This is a genomic window from uncultured Methanobrevibacter sp., assembly GCF_905235195.1.
Lineage (GTDB): Archaea > Methanobacteriota > Methanobacteria > Methanobacteriales > Methanobacteriaceae > Methanarmilla.
The window spans coordinates 1-26,334 of record NZ_CAJOKH010000047.1 but is presented as its reverse complement, the minus strand read 5'-3'; the positions used below and the strand labels follow the sequence as shown (position 1 = coordinate 26,334).

Genomic DNA, 26,334 nt, shown 5'->3' with positions numbered 1-26,334 from the left:
TGAATGTATTTTTAGGGGCCTTAATCATATCACTAGGATTTAACTCAAAAACAGCAATACAACAATTATCTGAGAACTGAAAAATTCAGACCCCTAAAATTTTTTTTCAAAATAGTATTATAATTATTTTAATTTTATTTAATTTTAAATTGTATAATTTATAGGTAATATTCTATTAAAAGATAATATTTGTTATAATTTTATAGTTGTATAATATTTTTTCTATAAATTACTTTATCATAAGTTATCATTATTTTAAATAATATTAAATAATATTCTACATATTATTTATAATATGAATAAATATATATAGTTAATAATACAATTATTATTATATAATAGTCTAGTGGACTAATATTTTAATGATTTAATTTCATTATAGATTAGGTAATTACTACTTTAATGTTTATTAAAATTGTCAAAATAACTGCATAAATTAGTTGAGAGTATATGATGATTGAAGATAGTATTCAAGCCTTAAGACGAGCAGCTAGAATATCTAATGATAAGGATGATGTTGATACAACTCATGATAAGTTATGGTGCATAATGGCAGGCAATGATGCTTTAATTGATGATATAGCATATGAAGCCATCTCCTCAAGAGATCAAGTTAAAATACTATTTCGTGAGCATGTATCTTTAAGTGAGGATAAAGTCACTAAAAAATTTGATTTTATTATGTTGTATGGATTTCCTCCTATTATTGAAAAGTTTAGTTCCCAATGTAAAGAAGGTGGAGGAGCATTAATTCAAATTTCTCCAAATTATTTAGGAAGTAAACCAAATTTAATGGTTTTAGTTGGTTCTGAGGATACTATTCGTAAAGTAGTTTCTGATATTGAGAAAGAACGAGTTCAATTCGGTATTTTATTAGATGATCAGACTACTGGTTATATTGAAACTGATATAAACACCAAATTTAAATTACCTAATTTTTTAAAAAGTACTTTTGCTCCTTTATTTAAAATGAGTGATGTTGTTTTAAAAACAATTCTTATATCTGTTGATAAACATCAAGATGTGGATAAGGTTCAAGAGATTACTGCATCAAATAAAATTTTTGTTATAGACTTTAAAGATATGGATATGGAGGCTTAATTATGAGCATTTTTGGAAATGATAATGATAAAGAGAAACCTCAACAATCAGTTGTTCGTAATAGTTTAGGGATTGATTTAGGTACATTAAACACCGTAATTGCTAAACCTTCAGGGGATAAATTTGATTTATACCAAATACCATCTGTTGTTGCTGTTAAAAAAGATGACCATTCTGCTATTTTGGCTGTTGGTGAAGAAGCTAAAACAATGTTAGGAAGAACTCCTGAAGATATTATTGCTGTTAGACCTCTTAAAAAAGGGGTTATTGAGAATATTATACAAGCTCAATCCTTACTAATAAGAGCAATCCAAATTGGTATTGATGAAGGGGAAAGTGTTGGAAGAATAGTTATTGGAATTCCTGGAGATTCATCTGAAGTTGAAAAGAATGCAGCGGAAGAAATTGGAAGAAAAGCTGGTGCAAATGAGGTTATTGTTATTAGTGAAGGATTGGCAGCAGCTATTGGTGCAGGATTACCTATTGCTGAACCTCATGGTATTATGATTATTGATGTAGGTGCAGGATCTACAGATTTAGTAGTTATTTCTCTTGGAGGAATAACTGATATTGAAACTGTAAGGTTTGGTGGAGATGATATTGATAATAGAATTGTAGATCTAATTGCTGAGAGATATAATGTTGCAATTGGTATACATGATGCAGAAAATGCTAAAATGGAAGTTGGAATGGTCCATTGTAGTGAAACATTAGAAAACTTGTCTGTAGAAGTTATTGGTAAATCTTTAGAAACAAACAGGCCTAAAAAAGTAGTTATTGATTCAATGCTCATTGCAGATGCAGTTGAACCTGTAATTCAAAGTATTATCGATGGGTTAAACATAATATTAGAGAGAATGTCTCCAGAATTAATTATGGGAGTATATGAAAATACTGTAGCTGTTGGAGGATCTTCAAGATTACGTGGTCTTAAGGAAAGAATATTTGATGAAATTGAGATACCAATTACAATTTCCGAAGATCCTATGACTGTTGTAGCTAAAGGTACAGCTATTGTTGCTGCAGAACCATTAGCTTTAGAACCTGAAGTTCGTCTTCGAGCTATGAAATAGATTTTGATAAATCTATTTTTTATTTTTTTATAATTTTTTATTCAATTTATTAAATAATTAAAATAATTTATTAATTATATTTTAATTTTATAATTATACAATAACTTTTTTTTAAAATTAGACATTTAACTAATATTTTATCAATTTTTAAGGTTTTTATATGGATATAATGGGTGTCGATGAAGCGGGAAGAGGGCCTGTAATTGGTCCTATGGTAATTGGTGGAATTATCATACCTGAAAATAAAAATACAATTCTTGAGAGAATGGGAGTTAAGGATTCTAAAAAGATTACTCCTAAAAGAAGGGCAATACTTGCACGTAAATTATCAAAAATGTTTGAACATAATATGGTAGTTATAAGTGCACAAGAAATAGACCAGCTTAGGGCAGATGGAGTCAATCTTAATGATATTGAAAAAAGAGGTATGATTCAATTAATTCAAAAATTACAACCTGAAAAGGTTATTATTGATGCTGTAGATGTTAAACCCACTCGTTTTCAAAATGAAGTTCAAGAGATTCTAGGTAATGATATTAAGGTAATTGCAGAACATAAAGCTGATGATAATCATATTCAAGTTGCAGCGGCTTCAATAATCGCTAAATTTAATAGGGATTTAATAGTTGAAAAGATTAATAAGGAATATAGTGATTTGGGAGGTATTGGTTCAGGTTATCCTAGTGACCCTAAAACTAAAGCCTTTTTATCTAATTTTAAATATGATGAACTTCCTGATTTTGTAAGACGCAGTTGGGCTACAGTAGCTAAGATGAGGGAAGATTAATATTTAATCTAAAAATCAATATTTTCTTTTTTTAAATTTTTTATTTAAAATAATTAAAACTCTATTTTTTTATTATTTCTATTTGTGTTAATTAAAATCTATTAGTAGAAACTATATTTTATTGAAATTTAAAGTAATTTTTAGGTAAAAGAAAATTTTTAAAAATATTTTACATAAATCCATATTTTTTACAAGCTTATTTTTACTTAGTTCATTTATTTTAAAAAATTTTTTTTAAAATCTATGGTTATATTCACTAAATTGTAAATTTTCAATAATTTCTTATAAATAAAGATATATATTTAAATAAATAAAACAATAATTGAAATTATAATTTTTTTTGGAGATTATTATTTTCAAAGTATTTTTAATTTAAAAATAATCGAATCATTAAGTGAGGAAGAAGATGTTTTTTGAAATGTTCGGTGGTTTTTTTTCGGTTATAGTTGATTTCTTTAATAATGGAGGAATCATTACCTATGTAATCACTTTTATTGGGATATATGGTGTTTTACTTTCAATTCAAAAAATTCGATACCTTAGACGTATTAGTAATGTTGATGCTACTGAACTTATGGGTATAGTATCTGTTGCTATGGAGAGAGGTGGAGCTATTGAAGCTTTAAAAGAGATTAGTCCTTATAAAAATCCTGTTTCCAAAATAATTTCTGAAGCTTTAAAAATTGGTTATAAAAACAAAACTGAAGTAGAAGAAAGTATGGAACAGATTTTTATTGTTGAAACAAGTAAAATGACAAAAGGATTAAATACTTTAAAGACTATTATTGAAATTGCACCATTTTTAGGTTTGATTGGTACTGTTATTGGTATATGGTTAACATTTAAATCATTAGGTATTAATCCTAATCCTAATGATATGGCGGAAGGTATTTATACTGCACTTATTACTACTATTGCTGGTTTATTTGTAGCTATTATTTTAGTTCCTACTCATACTTATATTAAATCATTAATTGAAGGAGAAATGGATAAGATTGAACTTGCTACAAAAATGACTAACTGGAATTATGCAGTAGCAAAAATTAGAGTTACTGAAAATTTACCTTGTGTTATTCAGTCATTACAAGAGGGGGAAGGTATTGTTAATGTACGTGAAATATCTGAACCTAATGCCAATATACAAATATCATTTAAACCAAGTATGTTAGAAAAGAGTATAAGTAATATTATTTTAGAGATGTGTAATGTAGGATCTGAAATAGTAGAAAGTAAACTTAAACAATAATTAAAACTTTGTGATAAAATGAGTTTGGATATTAAATCAAGAAAGGAGAAATTAAAAGAAGATGATGTTAGTATTAATCTTGTACCTTTCATTGATATTTTATTTACAATTTTAATATTTATAGTCGTAACAAGTAGTTTTGCAGGTTCAACTGCAGATGCACATTCTACTCAGGCTGCTGATGCTACTGGAAAACCTAATGTTACTGATACATCAGGAAATTCTGAATATTATATCATTCCAGTAAATAATTTGCAACATGTTGTTGTAAATGGTCATGATATGTCTAATTTAATTCAGGATAATGCTATTGCCATTCAATCGAAAGTAATGGATGAGGGACAAATTATCGTTAATAATAAGGAGAAGGCGATTGAAATTACAACTCCTCCTGGAATGCCCCCTGAACAGGCAGTAAAAAATCCTAAAGATAAAGATAAATAGTTGATTTTGATATTTTTAATTTTTTTTTTTAATTTAGTTTTTATTGGAGGATAAAAATGTATTTAGGGAGAATTTTAGCTCTAGGGATGAACACAGAGGGCAAGCCTTTTGTTGCATATAGGGTTTCTAGTAGACATTTTCCAAATAGGCAAGTAAAAGTTTTTGATAATGAAGCAGCTATTATTCCAAAAGAAGGTTTTGAAACTGATATTTTTGAAAATGCATATATTGCTTATAATTGTATAAGGATTGTAGATGATTTAATAGTTGTATCTAATGGGTCTCATACTGATATTATAGCAGATAAACTTGGTGTGGGTATGAATATTAGAGATGCTCTTGCATATTCATTGCTTACAATGGATTATGAGAAAGATGATTATAATACTCCAAGAATTGCAGGTGTTGTTACTTCAAGTTCTGCTGAAGGAGAATATGAAGCATATATTGGAATTGTAACAGATTCTAAAATAAGGGTAGAAAAATTAGAATATGGCACTGCAGCTTATATTTCAGTATATGAATGTCAAGAACCTCATATTGTTGAATTTAAAGCAGGAAATAGTGAAGATGCAGCTCATTATATATTTAATGGGGGGGAATTTGCAGAATTTGAAAATCCAGTAAATTCTGTTGCATCTGTATTTGTTGGCCAGTGGAAAACTGTTGCTTATAATCCGGATATTTAATTAATTCATTTTTTTTTAAGAATTTCATTTTTTTTATCTTATTTTTTATCATTTAATCTTATTTAGTTATTATTTATTATTATTATTTGTGATATTATGAGTTTAGAATTATTTGGACTTCATGGAATTCCTCTTGTTGAGGAAGGAGACAATATATCAGATTTAATTATAGATGCATTAGAAAATGAAGGTAAAACTCTTGAAGATGGAGACATTATTTTAATTGCTGAAACATTAATCTCTAAGGCAGAAGGAAATTTTATTAAACTTGGAGATATTTTACCCTCTGATGATGCAATTATAATCGCTAAAAAATCTAAAAAGGATTCAAAATTGGTTGAAGCTATTATTCAAGAAGCAAGAGAAGTTGTTGAAGTAGGGCCTAATTTTATAATCACAGAAACTAAACAGGGTTTTGTCTGTGCAAACTCTGGAATAGATGAATCTAATGTGGATAATGGTCTTGCAACTCCAATTCCTGAAAATGCAGATTTATCTGCAAGGAAAATCAGAGAAGAATTGGAAGAGGTTTCAAATAAAAACCTTGCAGTTATAATTACTGATACTCAGGGAAGGGCCTTTAGGGTAGGTGCTGTGGGAGTGGCACTTGGATGTTCTGGAATTGAACCTTTATGGAAAAGACAAGGTGAGATGGATCTTTATGGTCGTAAACTTCAGACTACTGAAATAGCAACCGCTGATGAACTTGCAGCTGCTGCTTCATTAATTCAAGGTCAAGCTGATGAAGGATTGCCAATTGTTATTGTTAGAGGATTTAATGCATTTGATAATTTAAGAAATCCAAATAGTAATATTGATTCATTATTACGTCCAAAAGAATTCGATGTATTTAGAAAGTAATTTAATTTATTGTAATTTTTAAAAAATATGTTATTGTATATAAAAAATTTATTAAATACATATATTTTATGAAAATTTACTATTTTAACTTAAAGTGAATATTATGATTTGTGTACTAAGTGGAGGTACAGGAACTCCAAAATTAATTCAAGGATTAAAAGAAATTCTTGATAGTGAAGAATTAAGTATTATTGTAAATACTGTTGAAAATAATTATTTTTCAGGAGTATATGTAAGTGGGGATATTGATGTTGTAATGTATACTTTAGCCGATATGATAAATGAAGAATTTTGGTATGGTATAAGAGGAGATACATTTATTACAAATGAATTTCTCGAGGAAATAGGTTGCCCTGAACCTCTTAGAATTGGTGATAGGGATAGGGCAACTAAAATTGAAAAGACTATACGATTATCTGAAGGTTATACTTTATCTGAAATTGTTGATATTCAAAAAAATAAGTTAAATATTAAATCTAAAATCATACCTATGAGTGATGTTGATTCTGATATTAAGATAGTTACTGATATGGGGGATTTGGATTTTCATGACTTTTTAATTGACAAAGGATGTGAACCAAAAGTTTTAGATGTAGTATATTCAAAGGTTCCTCCTTCAGACCAACTTATAAGTACTATTGAAGAGTCTGATATGGTCATTATTGGTCCATCAAATCCTATTACTTCAATAATGCCTATTTTATCAATTGAAGGTGTAAAAGATGCGTTAAAGAAAAAATATGTGGTTGCAGTATCTCCTATTGTAGGAAAATCTCCTGTGAGTGGTCCTGCAGGCCAATTTATGAATGCATTAGGTTATGAAGTTTCTGCTGTTGGAATTGCAAAGATGTATAAAGACTTTGTGAACTGTTTGATTATTGATAATCAGGATAAATATTTAGAGGATGAAATAAAAACAATCCTTGATGATGTAAAAATTACCAATACTATGATGAAATCTTTAGAAATTAAAAAAGATTTGGCTAAATTTATAACGGATTTAAATAAATAATAAATATCTTTATTACTTAAATTTTTTAGGTAATATTATTATATACTATTAGAATTATATATCTAAATAATGGTGAATAATATGATTCAAATGACATTAATACAAATTGATAATTATGGTCCATGGACTGTGACTCCTAAACCTCGTAATGAATCTGACCTTCAAATTTTACAGGCTGAATTATTTGCGGATGTACAAAAACAATTTTCTACAAAAAAAGGATTAGTTTTCTTTACTAGGTTTGATAATATGTTAGCAATTACAAATGGTATAAATGAAGAAGACCATTTGAGAATTCAACGATCAATTAAAAATAGATATCCTATTACAATAAGTATGGGTGTTGGTGCTGCTGAAACTCCTCATGAAGCTCAAAGATTAGCAACTTTGGCTTTACAAAATGAAGGGGGAGCACAATCCTCTGATAGAAAAGAAATATTGGCAATTGACTCACTTGCTGATGGAAAAGATAATTATGTTCAAGTTGCTCATATAGATATTAACAGTGTAACTGAAACATTAACTGATGTTGAATCTGCATTTGATACTAGTTTTATGGTTAATAAAGCACAACATTATTTAATGACTAAATTAATTAAAAAAGGAGCTTTATTATTCTTTATTGGTGGAGATAATTTTATGTCTCCATGTAATGGATTATCTGAAAAGGAAATCGAAGAAATTTTAATTGAAATAGATGATGAAATAGGTATTGGTCTTAAAGCTGGAATTGGCAGAGGACGAAATGCGGAAGATGCAGCATATATGGCTGATATAGGTTTGGAGAACATACGTGCAGGTAATAATGTTGATTGGACTGAAGTTATAGAAAAAGGTTGTTAAGCTTTAAAATTCATATTATTCCCTTACTTATTATTTTTTTTATTTTCATACTTTTTTTAATAGTTTTATAATAATTAACTATAAGTTTAATATTAACAGTTAGATTACTATTAACTATTAAATATCCAATATTAACAATAAATCTAAAATCTTTATTTTAAAATATTTTTTTTAAGGAGTGTATTAATGATAGTTTTAGCCCCTATGGCAGGTATTTGTAACAGTGATTTTGCAGTTAAATTAATTCCTTATGGCTTTGATACCGTTACATTAGGTGGATTTAATATTGATAAACCTACAATTATTGCAGGTAAAAAAATTATTCAAAGGGGCCGAAAGGAGTTTGACATTCCAGAAGATCAAATATATGATTTTATAGAAAGTGAATCTTTAAAAGTAAAAGAAAATTATCCTGATGTTAAAGTTTCTATTAATCTTCGAAGTATTAATCCTGATGAAATTATTAAAATGAGTAAAATAGATTCTGTTGATATTGTTGAGATTAATTCTCATTGTCGCCAAGAGGAATTACAAAAAATTAATTGTGGCCAGGCAATGCTTAAAAGAGATGATTTGGAAGATTATATTAAGGAAGTAGTAAGAAAATCCCATGCTAAAGTATCTGTTAAAATGAGGGCAAATGTTGAGGGTGTAGATGATATAGCTATTTCAAAGTTAATTGAAAACTGTGGTTGTGATTACTTACATGTGGATGCAATGAATCCTGGTGTTTTTTCTGCTGATTTAAATTTGATTAAAAGAATTTCTGAAAATGTAAATATTTTTTTAATTGGGAATAACTCAATTAATTCCTTGGAAAATGCAAGGGCAATGTTAGATGCTGGGGCTTCTGCTTTTTCTATTGGAAGAGCTGCACTTAAAGGAAAATTAGATTTTAATTTAAATGATTTATAGTTATTTTTCTTTTTTTTTAAAATTTTATTTTTATCTTATTTTTATAAGGTTTATATGGCATTTATTTTTTATATTATTCTTTAAAATTTATTTTTATGTGTATAATAGTATGAATTGTCATATTGCTTAAAATGCTTATTTTATTTTAAAATACACAAATTATATAACATAGTTATATCAATTTTATTCTTTTTAAAATTATCTATATTAGTGTTAATTATTTTTAAAATTTTTTATATTCTTTATTTTTAAAAAATATTATTAGTATTTTAATTTTTTTCAAAATTAAGAAAGAATATACAAAGCAAATTTAGAAATTTTTATAAATAATAATATTATAAATATATGTAATTAAAATAATTTTTCAAGATTTGAAAATATTTATAATTATTATAATAACTATTATTTTTTTTATGAAAGGTGAAGGTATGAAGTTTATTAGTTTAAGAAATATTAATAAATCCTTTAATGAGGTCCAAGTACTTAAAGATATTAATCTTGAAATAGAAGAGGGAGATACATTAGGTATTTTGGGTCGTAGTGGTTCAGGTAAATCTGTTTTAATTAATATGTTACGTGGAACCAAAGAATATGAGCCAGATAGTGGGCAAATGATTTTCCATGTAAGTGTTTGTCCAAATTGTGGCCGTGTTGAATCTCCATCAAAAGAAGGAGAAAAATGTTCAAATTGTGATTCAACCTTAGAAGCAAAAGATATTGATTTTTGGAATAGTGAGAGAACAGAATTTGCTGCAATCAAAAGACGAATTGCTATTATGTTACAGAGAAACTTTGCTTTATACGATGAAGCAACAGTTATTGAAAATGTACTTAAGGCAATGGGGGATAATGATCAATTTGAAAATAATCTTTATCAGGCTATAGAAATTCTTGAAACGGTACAAATGAGTCATAGGATTACTCACATTGCACGTGATTTAAGTGGAGGAGAAAAACAAAGAGTAGTTCTTGCAAGGCAAATTGCAAAAGAACCAATGTTATTTTTAGCAGATGAACCAACAGGTACATTAGACCCTCAAACTGCTGAAGCACTTCATCAAACATTACAAGAATCTGTCAAAGATGAGGGTATTACTATGGTAATTACTTCTCATTGGCCAGAGGTAATGGAACAATTGGCAGATAATGTTATTTGGTTAGAAGATGGTAAATTGGTTCAATCTGGAGATCCTCATAAAGTAGTTCAGGAATTTTTAGAAACTGTTCCACTTCCACAAAAAGTTCAAGACCACAAAGTTGGAGGTCCTATTGTAAAATTGGAGGATGTTAAAAAACATTATTATTCCATTGAAAGAGGGGTAGTTAAAGCAGTAGACAATGTTGATTTAGAAGTAAATGAACAGGAAATATTTGGTCTTGTAGGTTTAAGTGGTGCAGGTAAGACTACCTTAACTAAAATGATGACAGGTATTACTGAACCAAGTAGTGGATCACTTGAGGTAAAAGTAGGGGACGATTGGGTTGATATGACTTTACGTGGCCCTATGAATAGAGGTCGTGCAATGAGTTATATTGGTCTACTTCACCAAGAATTTTCACTTTACCCTCACAGAGATGTTTTAGGTAATTTATCTGATGCAATTAGTCTTAATTTACCTGCGGAATTTGCAAAAATGCAGGCAATTCATGTTCTTGAAACTGTTGGATTTTCATCAGATAAAGTTCAGGAAATATTAAATAAATATCCTGATGAGTTAAGTGCTGGTGAAAGACATAGGGTAGCTATTGCACAAGTGCTTATTAAAGAACCTAATATTGTTGTTCTCGATGAACCTACTGGTACAATGGACCCTATTACAAGGGTAATTGTTTCTGATTCTATTCTTAAAGCAAGGGATGATTTAAAACAGACATTTATCATAATTTCACATGATATGGACTTTGTTTTAGATGTTTGTGATCGTGCAGCATTAATGAGAGGAGGTAAAATCCTCAATATAGGTAAACCTGAAGAAATTGTAAATCAACTTACCTCTGATGAGAAAGAGGATATGTTGAGAAATAATTAATTAAATTATAATTTCTTATTTTTTTAATATTCTTTTTAATTTTTATTAAAACAATTAGTTTTATAAAGAATAATGATTAATATTATACTATTATAATTATTATCTAATTTTTTAATCAATTTAAATTTATATAATTTTAATAATTAGACAAGTATTTGTCTTATGAGATGGAGGAAATTATTATGGCGTGGGATGATGCACCATCACATATTTGTAGAGGTGGAGATGTAAGAGGTTTATCTTTTTGTTGCCCTCCAGTAAAACCTTGCCCTATTGTAAATGCTTTAAATGAAGTGGGTGTGACACCTCAAGAATATATTGAAATTAAGAATAAATATGCACGTGAAACTAGGTTAGGTGAAGGTCCGGGAACTTGTTTTGGATCTATGGTTTGGTGTTGTAAACCTTCAAAGCCTTGCCCATTGAGAGATATGTCCATGAAAAGTATTAATATGAGTGTTGATGAATATCTCACATTAAAAAAACAGATGGCTGAGGAAATTGTAGGAAAAAGCACTAATTCCAATTTTAATGAAGAAAATGTTTGTAGCTCTTACAAATGCTTTTGATATTAATGAAGAAGAAGCTCAAAAAGTATTAAGCGATTGTGGAAATGATTTGAGAATGGCTATTAAATTATTAAGAGTAAAAACATTAAAAAAAGAATCTTAATTATTTTCATTATTTTAACAATAATTATTTTGGCCTGTAAAAATTAATAATTCTTCTTTTTTTAATTTAATTTAGTTTTATTTAACTCTTCTTTATTTTTCAAATCATTAATTTCTGTTAAACATTTATTATTCATTTCATGGTATTTTTTATCCTTTGTTTTTTATATTATTATTTATGGTGTGTTTATGGGTTATTTAAGTCTTTATTTTGATGTTACCTCTAAGAACGTTTTTATATTAGGTACTGGTGAAGTTGCCCTTAGAAGAGCAGCTAAATTTTTAGATAAAGGGGCAAATGTTAAATTAGCAGGGGATAGTTTAGATGCGGACATATTAACTAAAGGTGCTAAGTTAGTTAAAATACACACTGATAAATCAGGGGATAATCATCAAAATTCTGATTTTTTTAATGAAAATAAAAATATAGTTAAGGTTGAAGTTGAAAAATCAGATATTGTAGTTATTGCAACTGAGGATTATGCTCTTGCAGATTATGTATCTTCAATTTCCCATAATAAATTAGTAAATCGGGCTGATGATCCATTAGATGGAAATATTATAGTTCCTACAAGTTTTTATATTGGTGATGTGGAATTTTCTATTTACACTGGTGGTAAAAGTCCACTTATGGCCAAATATTTACGTAAAAAAATCCAAAATATCATTACAGACAGGGATATTCTTGAAATAGAACTTCAAAATTATGGTAGAGAACTTTTAAAAAATAATGTTAAATCTTCTAAAAGAAGAAGAGAAATATTATACGAGTTATTAGACAATCAAAAAATTATTAAACTTTTGGATGAGGAAAATCTGTCTCAAGCAAAAGAAGAAGTTAAAAAATACATTAATAATTTGTAAATTTTCTTTTATTAATTTCAATAGTTTAAAATTTATACGTATTGAATAATTTTTTCTCTTATTTTAATAAAAAATTTATATTATTCTTAAAACATAATCTTATATAATCTAGGAAATTATTAATTATTCTATATATTAAATTTAAATAATTGCTATTAAATTTAGGAAACTATTATTATTCTTTATATATTATTTTATTAAAAAATATTAAATTTATGGGGAATTGAATTGATTATTAATATTCGTGTAGATCATAAAACAACAGATGTTATAACTATGGAAGAGGTTTATGGTGATTTAAAGGAGATTTTCTTTAATTTTAAAAATAAATTTAACATTGGTGAATATGTGGAAATATCTACATGTAATAGACACGAATTTTATATACATTCTGATGCATTTGGTATTGGAGAAGTACTGGAATCTATCGAATATAATAAAATTATAGTTGAAACGGGTGAAGATTCTATTTTCCATTTATTTAGAATGAGTTCTTCATTAGAGTCTTTAATTGTTGGTGAAGACCAGATTTTAGGTCAAATTAAAGATGCTAAAATTAAAGCAGATAAGGAAGGGCATTTGGGTAAAGTTTTAGATACTTTATTTACTAAGGCTATTCATGTGGGGCAGGAAGTTAGAAATAAAACCAATATTAATAAAGGCCATATTTCTATAGGTTCTGCTGCTGTGGATTTAGCAGAAGAACATTTAGGTAATCTTCAAAATAAATCTGTTCTTGTTGTTGGTGCTGGAAAAATGGGGGCCCTTGTTGCTAAAGCTTTGGCTGAAAAGAATCTGAAAGCTATTTTAGTTGCAAACCGTACATATTATAGGGCAACTAAATTGGCTGATGAATTAGGTGGAGAAGCTATATTCTTTGATGATTTAAATAAATTCCTTCCTATTTCTGATGTAATAATAAGTGCCACTGGTTCTCCTCATACATTGATTACTAAAGAACGTTTCATTAATGCAATTGAAAATCTTAAAAATGAGAATAATTATTTTGAATATGATAAAAAATCTATTATTATCGATATAGCTAATCCTCGTGATGTTTCTGAAGATGTTGAAGAAATTGGAATTATGTTATATAATATTGATGACTTAAGAGGAATTGCAGAAAAAACTACTCTTGAGAGAAAAAAGGAAGTTGTTGAAGCTGAAAATATTATTGATTATGAGATGGATTTACTTAAAAGTTCGTTTAAGTTAATGGAAATTGATAATATACTTGCTAATTTAAGGTCATCTATGGAAGAGATACGCCAACGTGAAACACAAAAAGCTATTGTAAAGATGGCAGATGTAGATGGTGCAGTAAAAATCATTGATAATTTGACAAATTCCATAGTTAATAAAATATTTTATGACATTTCACAGAACATTAAAAGTGTTGCTTGTGATGAAGATGAAGATTTAATTAGGGCAGCAGAGATATTTTTCTTAAAAGAAAAATAATTGCTGCCTATTTTAAAAAAATCATATTTTAATAGATTAAAATAACTTAGACTATTTTAATTATCCTTTTTATATAATTTTATATTTTATATACATCTATTTCATTGCTTTATAATTTTATTAAAAAAAACTTTATATTTATGTGAAAAGAAACAATTTTATATTTAAAAAGTCTAATATAAATTTAGTTAATGAATATTTAAAATATATTATTTTAAAATAAATTTAATTTGGTTATTATTTAAAATTTTTTTAAGGAGATAAACAATGAGTAAAGTATACAGAACATTTACCTCTGAATCTGTAACTGAAGGACATCCTGATAAAGTTGCAGATATTATTTCTGATGCAGTGTTGGATGCATATATGGCAGAAGACCCATATGCTCACGTTGCTTGTGAAACTTGTGTAACTACTGATTTTTGTATGGTATTTGGAGAAATATCCTCTACTGCAGAAATTGATGTTGAAAAAATTATTAGAGAGACCATTATTGAAATAGGTTATGATAATCCTGAAATTAAATTTGATGGTCATACATGTAAGGTTGTAAATTTACTTCACGGACAATCTGCAGATATTAAACAAGGTGTGGATGAATCCATTGAAGTTCGTGATGAGGAAGATGCTGATGAATCTATTGGTGCAGGAGATCAAGGTATGATGTTTGGTTATGCAACGAATGAAACCGAAACATATATGCCATATCCAATTTATCTTGCTCGTGGATTAACAAATAAAATAACTCAATTAAGGGAAGATAAGGTTCTTCCTTATTTAAGACCTGATGCAAAAGCTCAAGTCTCTGTAAATTATGATAAAGAAGGTAATGTAGTTTCTTTAGGTACTGTTGTTTTATCAACACAACATGATGAAAGTATGTCTGAAAATCAGGATGCTTTGAAAGAAGATGTCAGAAATTATGTGTTTAATGAAGTTCTTCCACAAGAATATGTTACTGATGAAACTACAGAATACATAAATCCTACAGGTAAGTTTGAAATTGGAGGTCCTCATGGGGATGCAGGTTTAACAGGTAGGAAGATTATTGTAGACACTTATGGAGGATATGCAAGACATGGTGGTGGAGCATTTTCAGGTAAAGATTGTACTAAAGTAGATAGAAGTGCATGTTATATGGCAAGATATGTTGCAAAAAATATTGTAGCAAGTGGTCTTGCTGATAAGTGTGAAGTACAATTATCTTATGCTATTGGTGTTGCAGAACCTACTAGTATTATGGTAGATACCTTTGGTACTGGTGCAGATATAGGGGACAGTATTACATATGAAGAGATAGTTAGGGAAAACTTTGATTTAACTCCTCTTGGAATTATAAATACTCTTGATTTAAGACGCCCAATTTATAAACAGACTGCTAAATATGGTCACTTTGGTAATCCTGATTTGCCATGGGAACAAACCAATAAAGCAGATGACTTAAAAAAATATATAAAAAATTAGTTTAGGGTTTAATCCTTAAATTATTTATTTTTTATTTTAATTCTTATTTTTTCTTATTTTTCTCAAACCAATTTAGAATAGAACATTATTCATACATATCTTTAACTTCATTTTTGATTTTAACTTTAGATTGCTTAAATGCATATTCAATATCTTTCATGTTTATTTCAGTTTTTTCTTGACTAAATGCATGATGTAGTGCGGTTTTAAGTATTTTTTGCTTTATATCTCTTCCAGACATATTTTTACTCATTTTAGCAACTTTATCAATATTAATATTTATTTTAATTGGCATTGTTTCAATATTTTTTTGAAGGATTTCTTTTCTCTCTTTTTCTGTTGGAAGTGTAAATTCAATTTCCTCTTCAAAACGACTTCTAACTGCAGCATCTAGAAAACCAACATTATTTGTAGCTGCTATTGTTACAACACCTTCATTGGGATTTATTCCATCTAGTTCTGTTAAAAATGAATTTACAATTTCTGAAACATCTCCTCTAAGAGATTGATATTGTCTGTGGAGTGCAATTGCATCAATTTCATCAATAAATATTAAAGAGGGTGCATTTTTAGATGCACTTTCATATAAATCATGTATTTGGCGTGCACTATCTCCAACATGATCTCCGATTAAACTTGTTGCTTTAACTAAATATAACGGTATGTTTAAATTATTTGATAGGGCTTTTGCAAGCATGGTTTTACCAGTACCTGGAAGTCCATAAAACAATATGTTTTGTGGGGCCCATTGTCCAAATAGTTCAGGTTTTTCCATATATTCTTTAATAATTTTTATTTTATTTTTAGCATTTTCCTGACCAATGATATCATCAAAACTTATCTGATATTTTAAAGGACTTATTTCCTCTTTTACAGTAAGTTTATTATCAATAAGTGTGATTTTTGTATCTTCAGTAATAATTGAATTTTCAGGTTCTACTTCTAAAATTTTAAATCCATAGTCTGGCACTATTTTCTGATCAAATAAGTATCCTCCTTTTTTTGCCTCTAGGCCTAACCATTGTTCTTTAGCATACTCTTCAAATAATTTTTTATCAGAAATTTCAAGCTGTGCAGATTCAACATAATTAAAATTAAAAGGATATCCAACAGCCTCTAATTTAATTTTTCTTGCTTCGATTTCTTCAAGTGTAGGAGTTGCATTTTTCTTAACATTGGTCATTTTTATTTCAGGATTTTTGTTATTTGATTTCAAAAATACACCTACTATGATTTTTTTATTTGCTAGTTTTTAAATAAATTCTAAAAATCTCAATTTTAATCGTTTTTAATATAATTAAAATTTCGAAATAATATTTTTTAGTTTTATAAAATAAGTTTAAAAAATATATTATATGTTCAATATTTATTAATGTTACGATTTAATATTAAATATTTTCAAATGTTTAAGTTTTAAAAAAATTTATAATTTTACTTTTTTAAATAAAATTATAATAAATAATGTTTAAAAAAAGTTTAGTCTATTGAAAATATTGTTTTTATAAAAATTAGTATTTGAATTAAACTAAATAAAAAAATTCAAAATAGAAAAATTTGTAGTTAATTCTAGATAACTAGAATTAACTAGAATGCACTTAACATTTACAATGTGATTCTTTTGCTAATTTGACATCTTCAGCTTTAATGGTTTTACGACCAGCATGTTTTGCATAAGCTACAGCTTGTTTAGCAATAGAAACTGCACATTCTTCTAATTTCTCAGCGAGAACTGCTTTTGCATCTTCGCTAACTCTTTCCGCACCAGCGTTTTTAACGATCCTTCCTACAGGAGCAAGTGGTAATTCAGTTTTCATATTTAATCACTCTTTCAATTTTTTTTTAAATAATTTTTTTTAATTCTAACAATCTAATGTGGATTATTAGTAAAGTCTATTTCTTTAATTTCTAATATATAAATTTAACTAAATTATTTTTAAATATGGCTTAATCATTATTAATATTTTTATAATTTATTTATTAACCATTAGGATATAATTAAATTTAATACATATATTATTTATTCACTTATTTAGATATTGTTTTATTCTATATTCATTTTTTTAAGAATTTTAATAAATTTTATAAAATTTTCAATTTAAGTTCATTTTTAAAGTAAACTTTCATATAGCTCTCTCATTTTTATTGCATCTAAATCTAATTTAGGAGTTTCACATATTATACTTGCATTCCACCCATTTTCAATTAAATTTTTTAGTAAATCTTTAATATTTGGACCATATTCCTCATTCTCATCTAAGGTATGATGTTTCTTTTCTCCTTTATCTGTATATTCAATGGTTGTAAAATGACAATGTAATCTTTCAATATTTAAATGGTCTTCAAGTTTTGAGAATATAAAATTATAATCTTCTTTTTTATTTAATATTCCGCAATCTCTTGCATGAACATGAGCAAAATCTATTGTAGGTTCAAAGTGTTCAAAGTTTTCACACATATTAATTATTTCATCTAGTTGGCCTAGTTGTGATTTTTTGCCAGTGGTTTCTGGTGCAAAGTTAAAATCTTCAAGACCATTCTCTTCACATTTTTTTATTAGTTTTTTGTATGCTTCTTTTGCAATCTCAAGAGATTTTTCATGAGTTCTGCCAGAATAATATCCTGGATGGAAAACAAGTCTATATGCTCCCATATGCTCTCCAATTTGGGCACATTTGTATAAAATTTCTATTGAGTTTTCAATTTTCTGCTGATCTTTTGAACACATATTAATATAATATGGGCAATGCATTGATACAGTAATCTTGTTTAATTTAGCATCTTTTTTTAATTTTTCTGCATTTTCTTCTTTTATTCTAAGACCATGAGTTGATTGGTATTCATATGCAAATAATCTTCTTTCATTTAAATATCCACAAGCTTCATAAGCTCTACCTTTATACTCTTTTGGTTTACCTGCCGGTCCAAAAATTACTTTATCCATATAATCACAATATTTCTTAAATTTAAGTTAAAGTTAATTAAAAAATTTATAACTTATAGTTTAGCTAATTCATTTATTTTTAATATAAATTAGTTTTCAAATAATAATCAGTAAACTAAGTTTTTAATTGATTTCATTAAAAATTAAATAAATTAAAAAATATAAAAAAAGCATTATCTAAATCAAATTATCAATTAAAGTTAATAGTTATTTTAATTCTTGTATAACTTGATTTTGATTAAAAATAATAATTATAACGATTCATAATTATTTAAGTTAAATTTTAAAATTTAATTTTATAAAATACCCATTGCAGCATTAGTTTTTGTAATGGATTTTTCATTATCAGATTCCATTTCAAGCATTGCACGGATACAATCTACATTTTCAGGTACAACATCAGATTCTTGATGTACTGCTTGCATATAGAAGATTTCATTATCTACTACATTGATAGATTCTTTCCATACCGGGATTTCATATAAATCATTTCTACTTCTTCCAAGTTCTCTTGCATATTCCATAAGCTCAGCAGTAGAACCAAGTCCCATACTAGCTTCAGCAAGAATGACCCTAGATCGTTTATCCAAAACATCGATAATATCGTCACGGTTAACATCGTTTCCAATTTCTACCATAATGTTGTGTTCATGCATAATTGTGGTAGGTACAAGAAGTGCCATAGTTGTAATGTTAATACCTTCCATAACAGTACTTACATCAGGTCCGTGGTGGGATGGTACTTTTGGAGGGTTAGGTACAATTGCATTAATTGGTCCTTTTTTGACTTCATTTGGGTCAGAACCACGTCTAACCATTACTGCTCTGACCTTTTTAATATCTGCAATTTTGCTTATTGGGAATAATGTACGTGTAAGGCCTGTAGTATTACATGATACTACTCGAGCATAATCTACACCATATGAATTATCATAATTTGAAAATGAATTGAATGAAACACCTGTAAGGTCATGGTCTTCTCCACCTTGATAGATTGCTTTTACTCCTGCTTTTTTATACTTGTCAAGATTGCTTTTTCCAACATTACCTGGAGTACAATCAACTACAAGATCTGCTTCTTCAATCATATCATCAACAGTTCCTGCAACTTCAATTCCAGCATCTTTAAATAATTTTTCTCTCTCTGGTATAGCCATATATAAATCATAACCTTTTTCTATAGCACACAATGCTTCAAAATCAGGTTTTGTTTTACATACTCCAACAATTTCCATATCTTTTTGTGCAGAAACTGCATCAGCAACTTTGTTCCAATTCCGTTAACAGCTATAGATTTCATTTTTTATCACTCTCAAATTAACTAAATTAGTTCATTAATTTTTTTAAAATTCTTTAAAATTTTATTAAATACATATATTATTCTTTTAATAATTTAATTAAAATATTTTTTGATAATTATCAGTGGATTTAATTTTCAATTTTTAATTTTTAATTTTTAATTTTCAATTTTTTAATAAAATTTTAATCTAAATTTTTAATCATTTTTTTTCAATTCAATTTTTTGAACTTTTTTTATAATTTTATGTATATTATTTTTTTAAATTTTTTTTAAGTTATTTTTAATTTTTTTTTTAATATCTTTAAATTTATTTTAAAAAATAAACATATTTTAAAAATATATTAATTATTAAAACTTTATGCATTATTTTAATTTAATAATTTTCAAATTTTAGATTATTCTATTTAAATCAAATTTTAGATTATTCTATTTAAATCAAATTTTAGAATATTCTATTAAATATAAAGATTATAGAAACATATTTAGAAATTAATAAATAGTAGATTTCCTAAATTTAATATTATTTATAGATAAATTTTAGAGGTGCATTATATGGCGGAAACAGATTATCTAAAAATTCCAAAAGAAAGGATAGGAGTTTTAATTGGTAAGGATGGTTCTGTTAAAAAAACTATTGAAGATACACTAAATGTAATCATTGAAATTAATAGTGAAGAAGGTTTAATCGAAATTTGCCCTCAAAAAAATATGAAAGACCCTTTAGGTGTTTGGAAAACAAATTATATTATAAAAGCTATAGGTCGGGGGTTTAATCCTGAAACTGCATTAAAGTTAAAAGATGATGAGGTTTATCTTGAAATTATAAAATTAACTGATGCGGTAGGTAAAAATAAAAAAGCATTAACTAGGTATAAAGGAAGAATTATTGGAAGAGGGGGAGTTACTAAGGAAATTATTGTGGATATGGCGGATGTTGATATGGCAATATATGGTAAAACGGTTTCCTTAATTGGAAAAATGGAAAATATTGTTGTTGCTAAAGAAGCTATTGAAATGCTTCTTAATGGTTCTAGACACAAGTCTGTCTATGGTTTTCTTGAAAATAAAAAAAGAGAGCGTAAAGTTAAAGAGTTTAAGGAAAATCTTGGTATTGAAAAGGATGAAATTGAACTTAGAGGTGACTTGGACGAGATTAGCAGTTAACTTTTATTTTCTATTATTTTTTTTTATTTTGATGATCTTTTTTTACAGTTATATACTTTTAATAATTTTTCATTTGAATCGATTTAGTTATCATAACTTAAAATTATAATTATTAAAATCTGGTATATTGATTTTAATTTTTTATTTTATTAATTTTAAATATATATAAGTTTTATTTAACATTTACACTATTTTTAATAGGATTTTTATATTATGATGGTTCTTATATTTTAATTTCACTTTTTTTAATTATTTAAATAAATATTAGTTCTCATAAGCTCTTAGTAAAATAATTTAAATACTAGTTTTGAAATTAGTTATTATGTTTAAATTTGCTTAAAATAATTTGCACATATATAATATAAGAAAATTTTAATTTAAAAAATTCGTAATATTTATTTATCTTATGATAAAAAATTTTTTCTAAATTTAAATTTATTATAAACGTAAGATTATGAAATATATTATGAAAACTTTATATAATATGTTCAATATATATACATGAGTAGTAAAATAATAAGATTTTTTTGTGTTTTTTATTAAAATCATATTGTTTAGCTACTAAATATATTACTATTATTGTAAAACTATTTTAAATTTAATTAAGTATATTCACTTTATATTATATTATTCATATTAGCTTTGGCTATGTTGTTTTAGTGAATTATTAATTTAAATAGTTTATAAAAAACTTTTATTTAGATTTATTAAAAATTACTCTTTAAAAGTCAAATTGGAGGAAAAATATGGCTCAACAAGCATCAGAACTTTTTGAAAACTTTCAACAATTAAGTCCTGCAGAATTTTTCAGGAAGAATAGGCAAATGTTAGGATTTTCTGGTAAAATCACATCTTTAACTATTGTTTTCCACGAATTAATTACTAACAGTATAGATGCTGCTGAAGAAGCAGGAATTTTACCAGAAATTGATGTTGAATTAAGAAAAGTTGAAAATGATAAAGAACATTATATTTTAAGAATTTCTGATAATGGTCCAGGTATTCCTGAAGACTATATTATGAAAGTATACTGTAGTATGTTTGCAGGTTCAAAATTTAGAAACATTCAATCTAGAGGACAACAAGGTTTAGGTTGTAGTGGTTGTGTACTATTTTCACAAATGACTACTGGTAAACCTGCAAGGGTTATATCTGGTTATAAAAAAGATGGTCAACTTAAAGGTGTTAAACTTAAATTCCATATGGATGTTGAAAAAAACGTTGGAAACTTACTTGAAAAAGATGAAATAGAAGTTGACCGTACTGGTGTAAGTATTGAACTTCACTTAAAAGAAGTTAATTATTCTATGTCTGAACAAGGTGCATTTGAATATATCCGCCGAACTATGATTGCAAATCCTCATGTAAAAATTACATTTAGAGATCCTACAGGGCATAAATATATTTTTAAAAGGGCTGCTGATGTTGTACCAGTACTTCCAAAAGAAGTATTGCCTCATCCAAAAGGTGTTAGTGCAGATGATATTAAAAATATGGCTAAAAATTCAGATAAAAGAAGTTATAAAAGTATGTTAACATCTGAACTTTCAAGAATGTCTGCAAAAAGAGTGGAAGAAATTCAAGAACTTACAAGAATTGATATGAAGAAACGTCCACGAAATATGACTTTTGAAGAAGCTGAAACAATTGTTAAATGTTTTGAAACCATGAAATTTATGGCTCCTCCAACTGATGGTCTTATTCCGATTGGTGATGAGCAAATAGAAAAGGGTATTAGGCAAATATTAAAACCCGAATTAGTTGAAACTATTACAAGAAAACCTGTAACCTATAAGGGAGGTGTCGCTTTCATTATAGAGGCAGGTATAGCTTATGGTGGAGATGCTGGACGAATTGTTAATGCTCAGAAAAAATCAGAAATTATGAGGTTTGCAAATAGGGTTCCTCTCAGTTTTGAGAAGGGTAGTTGTGCAATTACTCAGGCTTTAGAAAGTATTGATTGGAAACGTTATGGAATAAAAGATTTTGAAAATGCTCCCATAACATTATTTGTAAATATGATTTCTACTCAAATTCCATATAACTCTACTGGTAAACAGAGTATTGCACCTGAGCCAGAAATTTTACATGAAATTAGACAGTCTATGATGAAACTTGCTCGTAAAGTAGAAAGATATCTTAGAAAACAAAGAAGTAAAGCAGAAATAGAGTTTTCGAAGAGTTAGTCCCTGTTATTATTGAGCAATCTGCTGAACTTGGTGAGGTTCAAGCTCCAAATTATGATAAAGTACTTGAAAAGGTTACAAAAAGGTCAATTGCTGAGTTACGTGGTGAAGTTCCTGAAGAAGAAGAGGATGAATTTGAACAAGAATCTCTTATGGATGAATTTGATGAACTTGGTTTTGCTGTAGATGAAGAAAATTCCAATATTAAAAGAGATAAAGGTGAATCATTTGCAGTTTCTGAAGACGATGCAATTTATGAAGCTGAAATGAGGGCTAAAGAAGAAGCTGAACAGAAAAGGAAAAAAGAAGCAAAAGCTGCAAAAGAAGCTCTCAAAAATCAAGAAGAAAAAGAAGGTGAATAAACATGCCTGATAAAGAACTTAAAAAACATATGCCTAAAGCAGAACGTAAAGAATATACTTATAATAAATTAAAAGTTTTAGGCCAAGACATTATTGATGATGTTATAAAAAATAAAATTCCTACTTTAAGTGTCCCTTCAAGAGGAACTGGAAATATTCACTATGATGCTGATAAAAGATACTATGTTTTAGGTGATAGGCATAGTAGAAGGTCTATGGGTAATGTTAAACAAATTAGGAAATTAGGCCAAATGGTTTGTACAGCTAACTTCTGTAAAGATCTTGTTCAAAGAGAAAAAACCGCTACTATAAGGGAAATGTATTATATTAGTGAAGGTTGGGGTGTAGAATTTAACACACAACAAGAATCTAACACTGTTGGAGAAGATTTAGAAGTTATGTTAGGTGCTACTCGTGAGGAATTAGGATTAATGCCTGAGGAAGATGGAGCATCTGTATACGGTAACATTACTTTAATGGATGATGATGTTGAGATTAATGCTCTTAGAGCAGGAAAATCAGGTTATACTATCTCACCTACAATTGATGATGTTGATTTTATAGATTATGATGTTGACAGAGTCATTGCAGTAGAAACTATGGGTATGTTCCACCGTATGGTTCAGGAAAATGCATATGATAAATTTAATACTTTAATTGTTGGACTTAAAGGTCAGGCAGCTCGTGCTACAAGAAGATTCTTAAAAAGAGTTAATGAAGAATTAGGTCTTCCTGTTTATATTTGTAACGATGGAGACCCTTGGGGATTCCATATTGGACAGGTAATTATTTCTGGTAGTGCAAAACTTGCACATGTAAATCATGAGCTTGCAACTCCAGATGCACAATTTATGGGAGTTACTGCATCTGATATTATTAAATATGATCTTCCAACAGACCCATTAAAAGATGTTGATGTAATGAGGCTTAAAGAATTATCTCAAGATCCTCGTTATAAAACTGATTTCTGGCAAAATGAAATTAAGAAAATGCTTAAGCTTGGTAAAAAAGCAGAGCAGCAATCTTTCTCTAAGTATGGTCTTGAATATGTTATTGATGAATATTTCCCTACAAAACTTAGAGAAATGGGTGCAGAAATATAATTTAAAAAAATTTTATTCTATTTTTTTTATTATGGGTTCTCTAAAAATTTATATCTTTTTTTAGAACCTATTTTTTTTAAAATCCATGCTTAATATGTAAAATAATTGATTTTATATTTAACTCACTATTTTACTAAATATACTTATTTTAAATAAGGGATAAATTTATTATTAGAAATATTAAAAGAATTTAATCACTTTTAAAGGAAGGCTCTTTAATTCTACTTAAAACCAATAATATTATAGTAGAAATTCCAAAACATATGACTATCCCTAACATAATTTTGGATGATATTATAAATGAAGGAATATTCGTTTCAAGGGTATTTGAACCTCCTAGGACAAAACCACATATTATAGAAAATAATGATAAACTCATGGCTTTTCCAACATCTTTACTTGTGGATAACATTGGTGATGCATCGGATAAATCTTTTTGATCTATATTTGTTAATACAAAACGATTGTTTGGTGAGGAGAACAATCCATGTCCAATTCCTTGAAGGACACAAGCAATCAATAAGAAATAAACTGGTACACAATCCATGAAAAACAGTATAACCACATTAATTAGAATAAATGTTAAAGCAATTGATGAAATTGTACGTTCATCTCTTTCATCAGACAGTTTTCCTGCAAATGCAGATATTAATACTACTGCAAGAGGGGTTGCAAGTAAGAATGTCCCTGTAAGACGGGCATCATATCCTAAAGCATTTTGTAAATAGAGATTCAGAATATATGTTGCAATGAATGTCATAAAATACATTACAAATGCTGAATAATTCCCTAATACATATTTTAAATTTTTTAAAAGTTCTAAATTACATACAGGATTTTTTTTATTCTTCTCATATTTGAAAAATATAATTAAAAGAATTATAGATAGAATCAATATGAAAATGTTTTTACTATCCAATTGTTCAATGCCGTATAATAATAATCCCATAAAAAGAACATAAATAATGGAACCTATATGGTCTATTCCATTATCACCGCTAATATGCCATTCATCATCTATTTTAATTAAAATAAATAGTGAAATGATGTATATTGGAATTAATACTAGGAAAACAGCTCTCCATGATATGTAATAAACAATTATTCCTGATACGGTATTTGATAAACATAATCCAATATATCCACAAGATCCCATAATTCCTAAATCATAACCTAACCTGTTTGGAGGAAGCTCTATTGTAAAAAGGACATATATTGACCCATTAATGGTTGCTGTTGCAATTCCTTGAATAATTCGTGAAAAAAGGAGAGTATTAATATCTGTTGAAAAAGCTGAAAGTAATAATCCTGCAATCATTAATATTATACTAATTTTTAGAGATTTTCCAATCCCATATTTAATTACATATTTGCCCAAAGGCATCATTAAAGATACAGATGTTATTAAAAAAATTAGATTAATAGCATTTACCATTTTAACAGATAAATCTAAATCTAATGAAATTGTTGGCAACGCTACTGTAACCATATTAACTATGAACTGAACACAAAATAACAATAAGCATCCAAGAATCATTACCCATTTATCTTCAACTTCTTTTTTCATTATTAACTATTAGATTAATTTTCAATATAAAATTTTTCTTTAGTAAAAGTTCTTTCAATTATTAATCCATTTATACAAAAAAAGATATTGGCCCTTGGGTTTAGGTTATTTGATTAATACTTTTTCTACTGCTATTGTTTTTGATAAAACCTTTTTAGGGGTCTGAATTTTTTCGAATAAAATTCAACATGATTCTCTTATTTTTATTAGTTGTCATGTCCCTATGGGATAGTTTGTAAAAATACAATTT

At 27.4% G+C, this 26,334-nt stretch carries 20 protein-coding genes and 3 pseudogenes; 18 read left to right on the top strand and 5 right to left on the bottom strand.

Going from position 1 to position 26,334, the window contains the following annotated elements:
* The first annotated feature begins 450 nt into the window (after window positions 1–450).
* From QZ146_RS06600 to metK, 15 genes and pseudogenes are all read left to right on the top strand, one after another.
* A complete protein-coding gene (locus QZ146_RS06600) occupies window positions 451–1,101 on the top strand; it encodes a hypothetical protein (RefSeq protein ID WP_295722875.1) in 651 nt (216 codons plus the stop codon).
* Between the two features lie 2 nt (window positions 1,102–1,103).
* On the top strand, window positions 1,104–2,174 hold the full coding sequence (locus QZ146_RS06595; protein ID WP_295722874.1) for a rod shape-determining protein: 1,071 nt from the start codon (window positions 1,104–1,106) through the stop codon (window positions 2,172–2,174).
* Window positions 2,175–2,334: 160 nt separating this feature from the next.
* Window positions 2,335–2,961 carry a ribonuclease HII gene (gene rnhB / locus QZ146_RS06590; protein WP_295722873.1) on the top strand — a complete coding sequence of 209 codons (627 nt, stop codon included), beginning with the start codon at window positions 2,335–2,337 and terminating at the stop codon, window positions 2,959–2,961.
* Between the two features lie 406 nt (window positions 2,962–3,367).
* Window positions 3,368–4,207, top strand: coding sequence for a MotA/TolQ/ExbB proton channel family protein (locus QZ146_RS06585; protein WP_295722872.1), 840 nt, complete (start codon window positions 3,368–3,370; stop codon window positions 4,205–4,207).
* Window positions 4,208–4,225: 18 nt separating this feature from the next.
* The gene (locus tag QZ146_RS06580; protein ID WP_295722871.1) at window positions 4,226–4,651 is read left to right on the top strand and encodes a biopolymer transporter ExbD; all 426 of its coding nucleotides are present in this window, start codon (window positions 4,226–4,228) and stop codon (window positions 4,649–4,651) included.
* Between the two features lie 56 nt (window positions 4,652–4,707).
* Window positions 4,708–5,340 (top strand): IMP cyclohydrolase, encoded by a 633-nt coding sequence (locus QZ146_RS06575; RefSeq protein ID WP_295722870.1) that lies wholly within the window; start codon window positions 4,708–4,710, stop codon window positions 5,338–5,340.
* 96 nt (window positions 5,341–5,436) lie between these two features.
* Window positions 5,437–6,201, top strand: coding sequence for a coenzyme F420-0:L-glutamate ligase (locus QZ146_RS06570; RefSeq protein WP_295722869.1), 765 nt, complete (start codon window positions 5,437–5,439; stop codon window positions 6,199–6,201).
* A 103-nt stretch (window positions 6,202–6,304) separates the two neighbouring features.
* Window positions 6,305–7,213 carry a 2-phospho-L-lactate transferase gene (cofD, locus tag QZ146_RS06565; protein WP_295722868.1) on the top strand — a complete coding sequence of 303 codons (909 nt, stop codon included), beginning with the start codon at window positions 6,305–6,307 and terminating at the stop codon, window positions 7,211–7,213.
* Between the two features lie 81 nt (window positions 7,214–7,294).
* Window positions 7,295–8,056 (top strand): GTP cyclohydrolase III, encoded by a 762-nt coding sequence (locus QZ146_RS06560; RefSeq protein WP_295722867.1) that lies wholly within the window; start codon window positions 7,295–7,297, stop codon window positions 8,054–8,056.
* A 204-nt stretch (window positions 8,057–8,260) separates the two neighbouring features.
* On the top strand, window positions 8,261–8,971 hold the full coding sequence (locus QZ146_RS06555) for an MJ0144 family RNA dihydrouridine synthase-like protein (protein ID WP_295722876.1): 711 nt from the start codon (window positions 8,261–8,263) through the stop codon (window positions 8,969–8,971).
* Between the two features lie 428 nt (window positions 8,972–9,399).
* The gene (gene atwA / locus QZ146_RS06550; RefSeq protein WP_295722866.1) at window positions 9,400–11,001 is read left to right on the top strand and encodes a methyl coenzyme M reductase system, component A2; all 1,602 of its coding nucleotides are present in this window, start codon (window positions 9,400–9,402) and stop codon (window positions 10,999–11,001) included.
* A 182-nt stretch (window positions 11,002–11,183) separates the two neighbouring features.
* Window positions 11,184–11,673: pseudogene (locus tag QZ146_RS06545) on the top strand (methanogenesis marker 9 domain-containing protein).
* Window positions 11,674–11,861: 188 nt separating this feature from the next.
* On the top strand, window positions 11,862–12,536 hold the full coding sequence (locus QZ146_RS06540; protein ID WP_295722865.1) for a bifunctional precorrin-2 dehydrogenase/sirohydrochlorin ferrochelatase: 675 nt from the start codon (window positions 11,862–11,864) through the stop codon (window positions 12,534–12,536).
* 228 nt (window positions 12,537–12,764) lie between these two features.
* Complete coding sequence (gene hemA / locus QZ146_RS06535; protein WP_295722864.1) at window positions 12,765–13,997, top strand: glutamyl-tRNA reductase; 1,233 nt, start codon at window positions 12,765–12,767, stop codon at window positions 13,995–13,997.
* Between the two features lie 267 nt (window positions 13,998–14,264).
* The gene (gene metK, locus QZ146_RS06530) at window positions 14,265–15,461 is read left to right on the top strand and encodes a methionine adenosyltransferase (RefSeq protein WP_295722863.1); all 1,197 of its coding nucleotides are present in this window, start codon (window positions 14,265–14,267) and stop codon (window positions 15,459–15,461) included.
* A gap of 85 nt (window positions 15,462–15,546) precedes the next feature.
* On the opposite strand, the gene QZ146_RS06525 is transcribed toward metK, so the two are convergent.
* The 4 genes and pseudogenes from QZ146_RS06525 to QZ146_RS06510 all read right to left on the bottom strand — a co-directional run bounded on the left by QZ146_RS06525 (window position 15,547) and on the right by QZ146_RS06510 (window position 19,702).
* Window positions 15,547–16,677, bottom strand: coding sequence for an AAA family ATPase (locus QZ146_RS06525; protein ID WP_295722862.1), 1,131 nt, complete (start codon window positions 16,675–16,677; stop codon window positions 15,547–15,549).
* 379 nt (window positions 16,678–17,056) lie between these two features.
* Entirely contained in the window at window positions 17,057–17,275 is a 219-nt protein-coding gene (locus QZ146_RS06520) for a histone family protein (protein WP_295722861.1), read from the bottom strand.
* Between the two features lie 293 nt (window positions 17,276–17,568).
* Window positions 17,569–18,402, bottom strand: coding sequence for a TIM barrel protein (locus QZ146_RS06515; RefSeq protein WP_295722860.1), 834 nt, complete (start codon window positions 18,400–18,402; stop codon window positions 17,569–17,571).
* 296 nt (window positions 18,403–18,698) lie between these two features.
* Window positions 18,699–19,702: pseudogene (locus QZ146_RS06510) on the bottom strand (phosphorylating glyceraldehyde-3-phosphate dehydrogenase).
* 552 nt (window positions 19,703–20,254) lie between these two features.
* Between QZ146_RS06510 and QZ146_RS06505 the strand changes: the two are divergent.
* The 3 genes and pseudogenes from QZ146_RS06505 (at window position 20,255) to QZ146_RS06495 (ending at window position 24,517) form a co-directional block, all read left to right on the top strand.
* Window positions 20,255–20,866 carry a KH domain-containing protein gene (locus QZ146_RS06505; protein ID WP_295722859.1) on the top strand — a complete coding sequence of 204 codons (612 nt, stop codon included), beginning with the start codon at window positions 20,255–20,257 and terminating at the stop codon, window positions 20,864–20,866.
* Between the two features lie 746 nt (window positions 20,867–21,612).
* Window positions 21,613–23,261 (top strand): annotated as a pseudogene (gene top6B / locus QZ146_RS06500) (DNA topoisomerase VI subunit B); the annotation flags it as partial.
* Between the two features lie 155 nt (window positions 23,262–23,416).
* Complete coding sequence (locus QZ146_RS06495; RefSeq protein WP_295722858.1) at window positions 23,417–24,517, top strand: DNA topoisomerase IV subunit A; 1,101 nt, start codon at window positions 23,417–23,419, stop codon at window positions 24,515–24,517.
* Window positions 24,518–24,707: 190 nt separating this feature from the next.
* On the opposite strand, the gene QZ146_RS06490 is transcribed toward QZ146_RS06495, so the two are convergent.
* Window positions 24,708–26,084 (bottom strand): MFS transporter, encoded by a 1,377-nt coding sequence (locus tag QZ146_RS06490; RefSeq protein WP_295722857.1) that lies wholly within the window; start codon window positions 26,082–26,084, stop codon window positions 24,708–24,710.
* Between the last annotated feature and the right edge of the window lie 250 nt (window positions 26,085–26,334).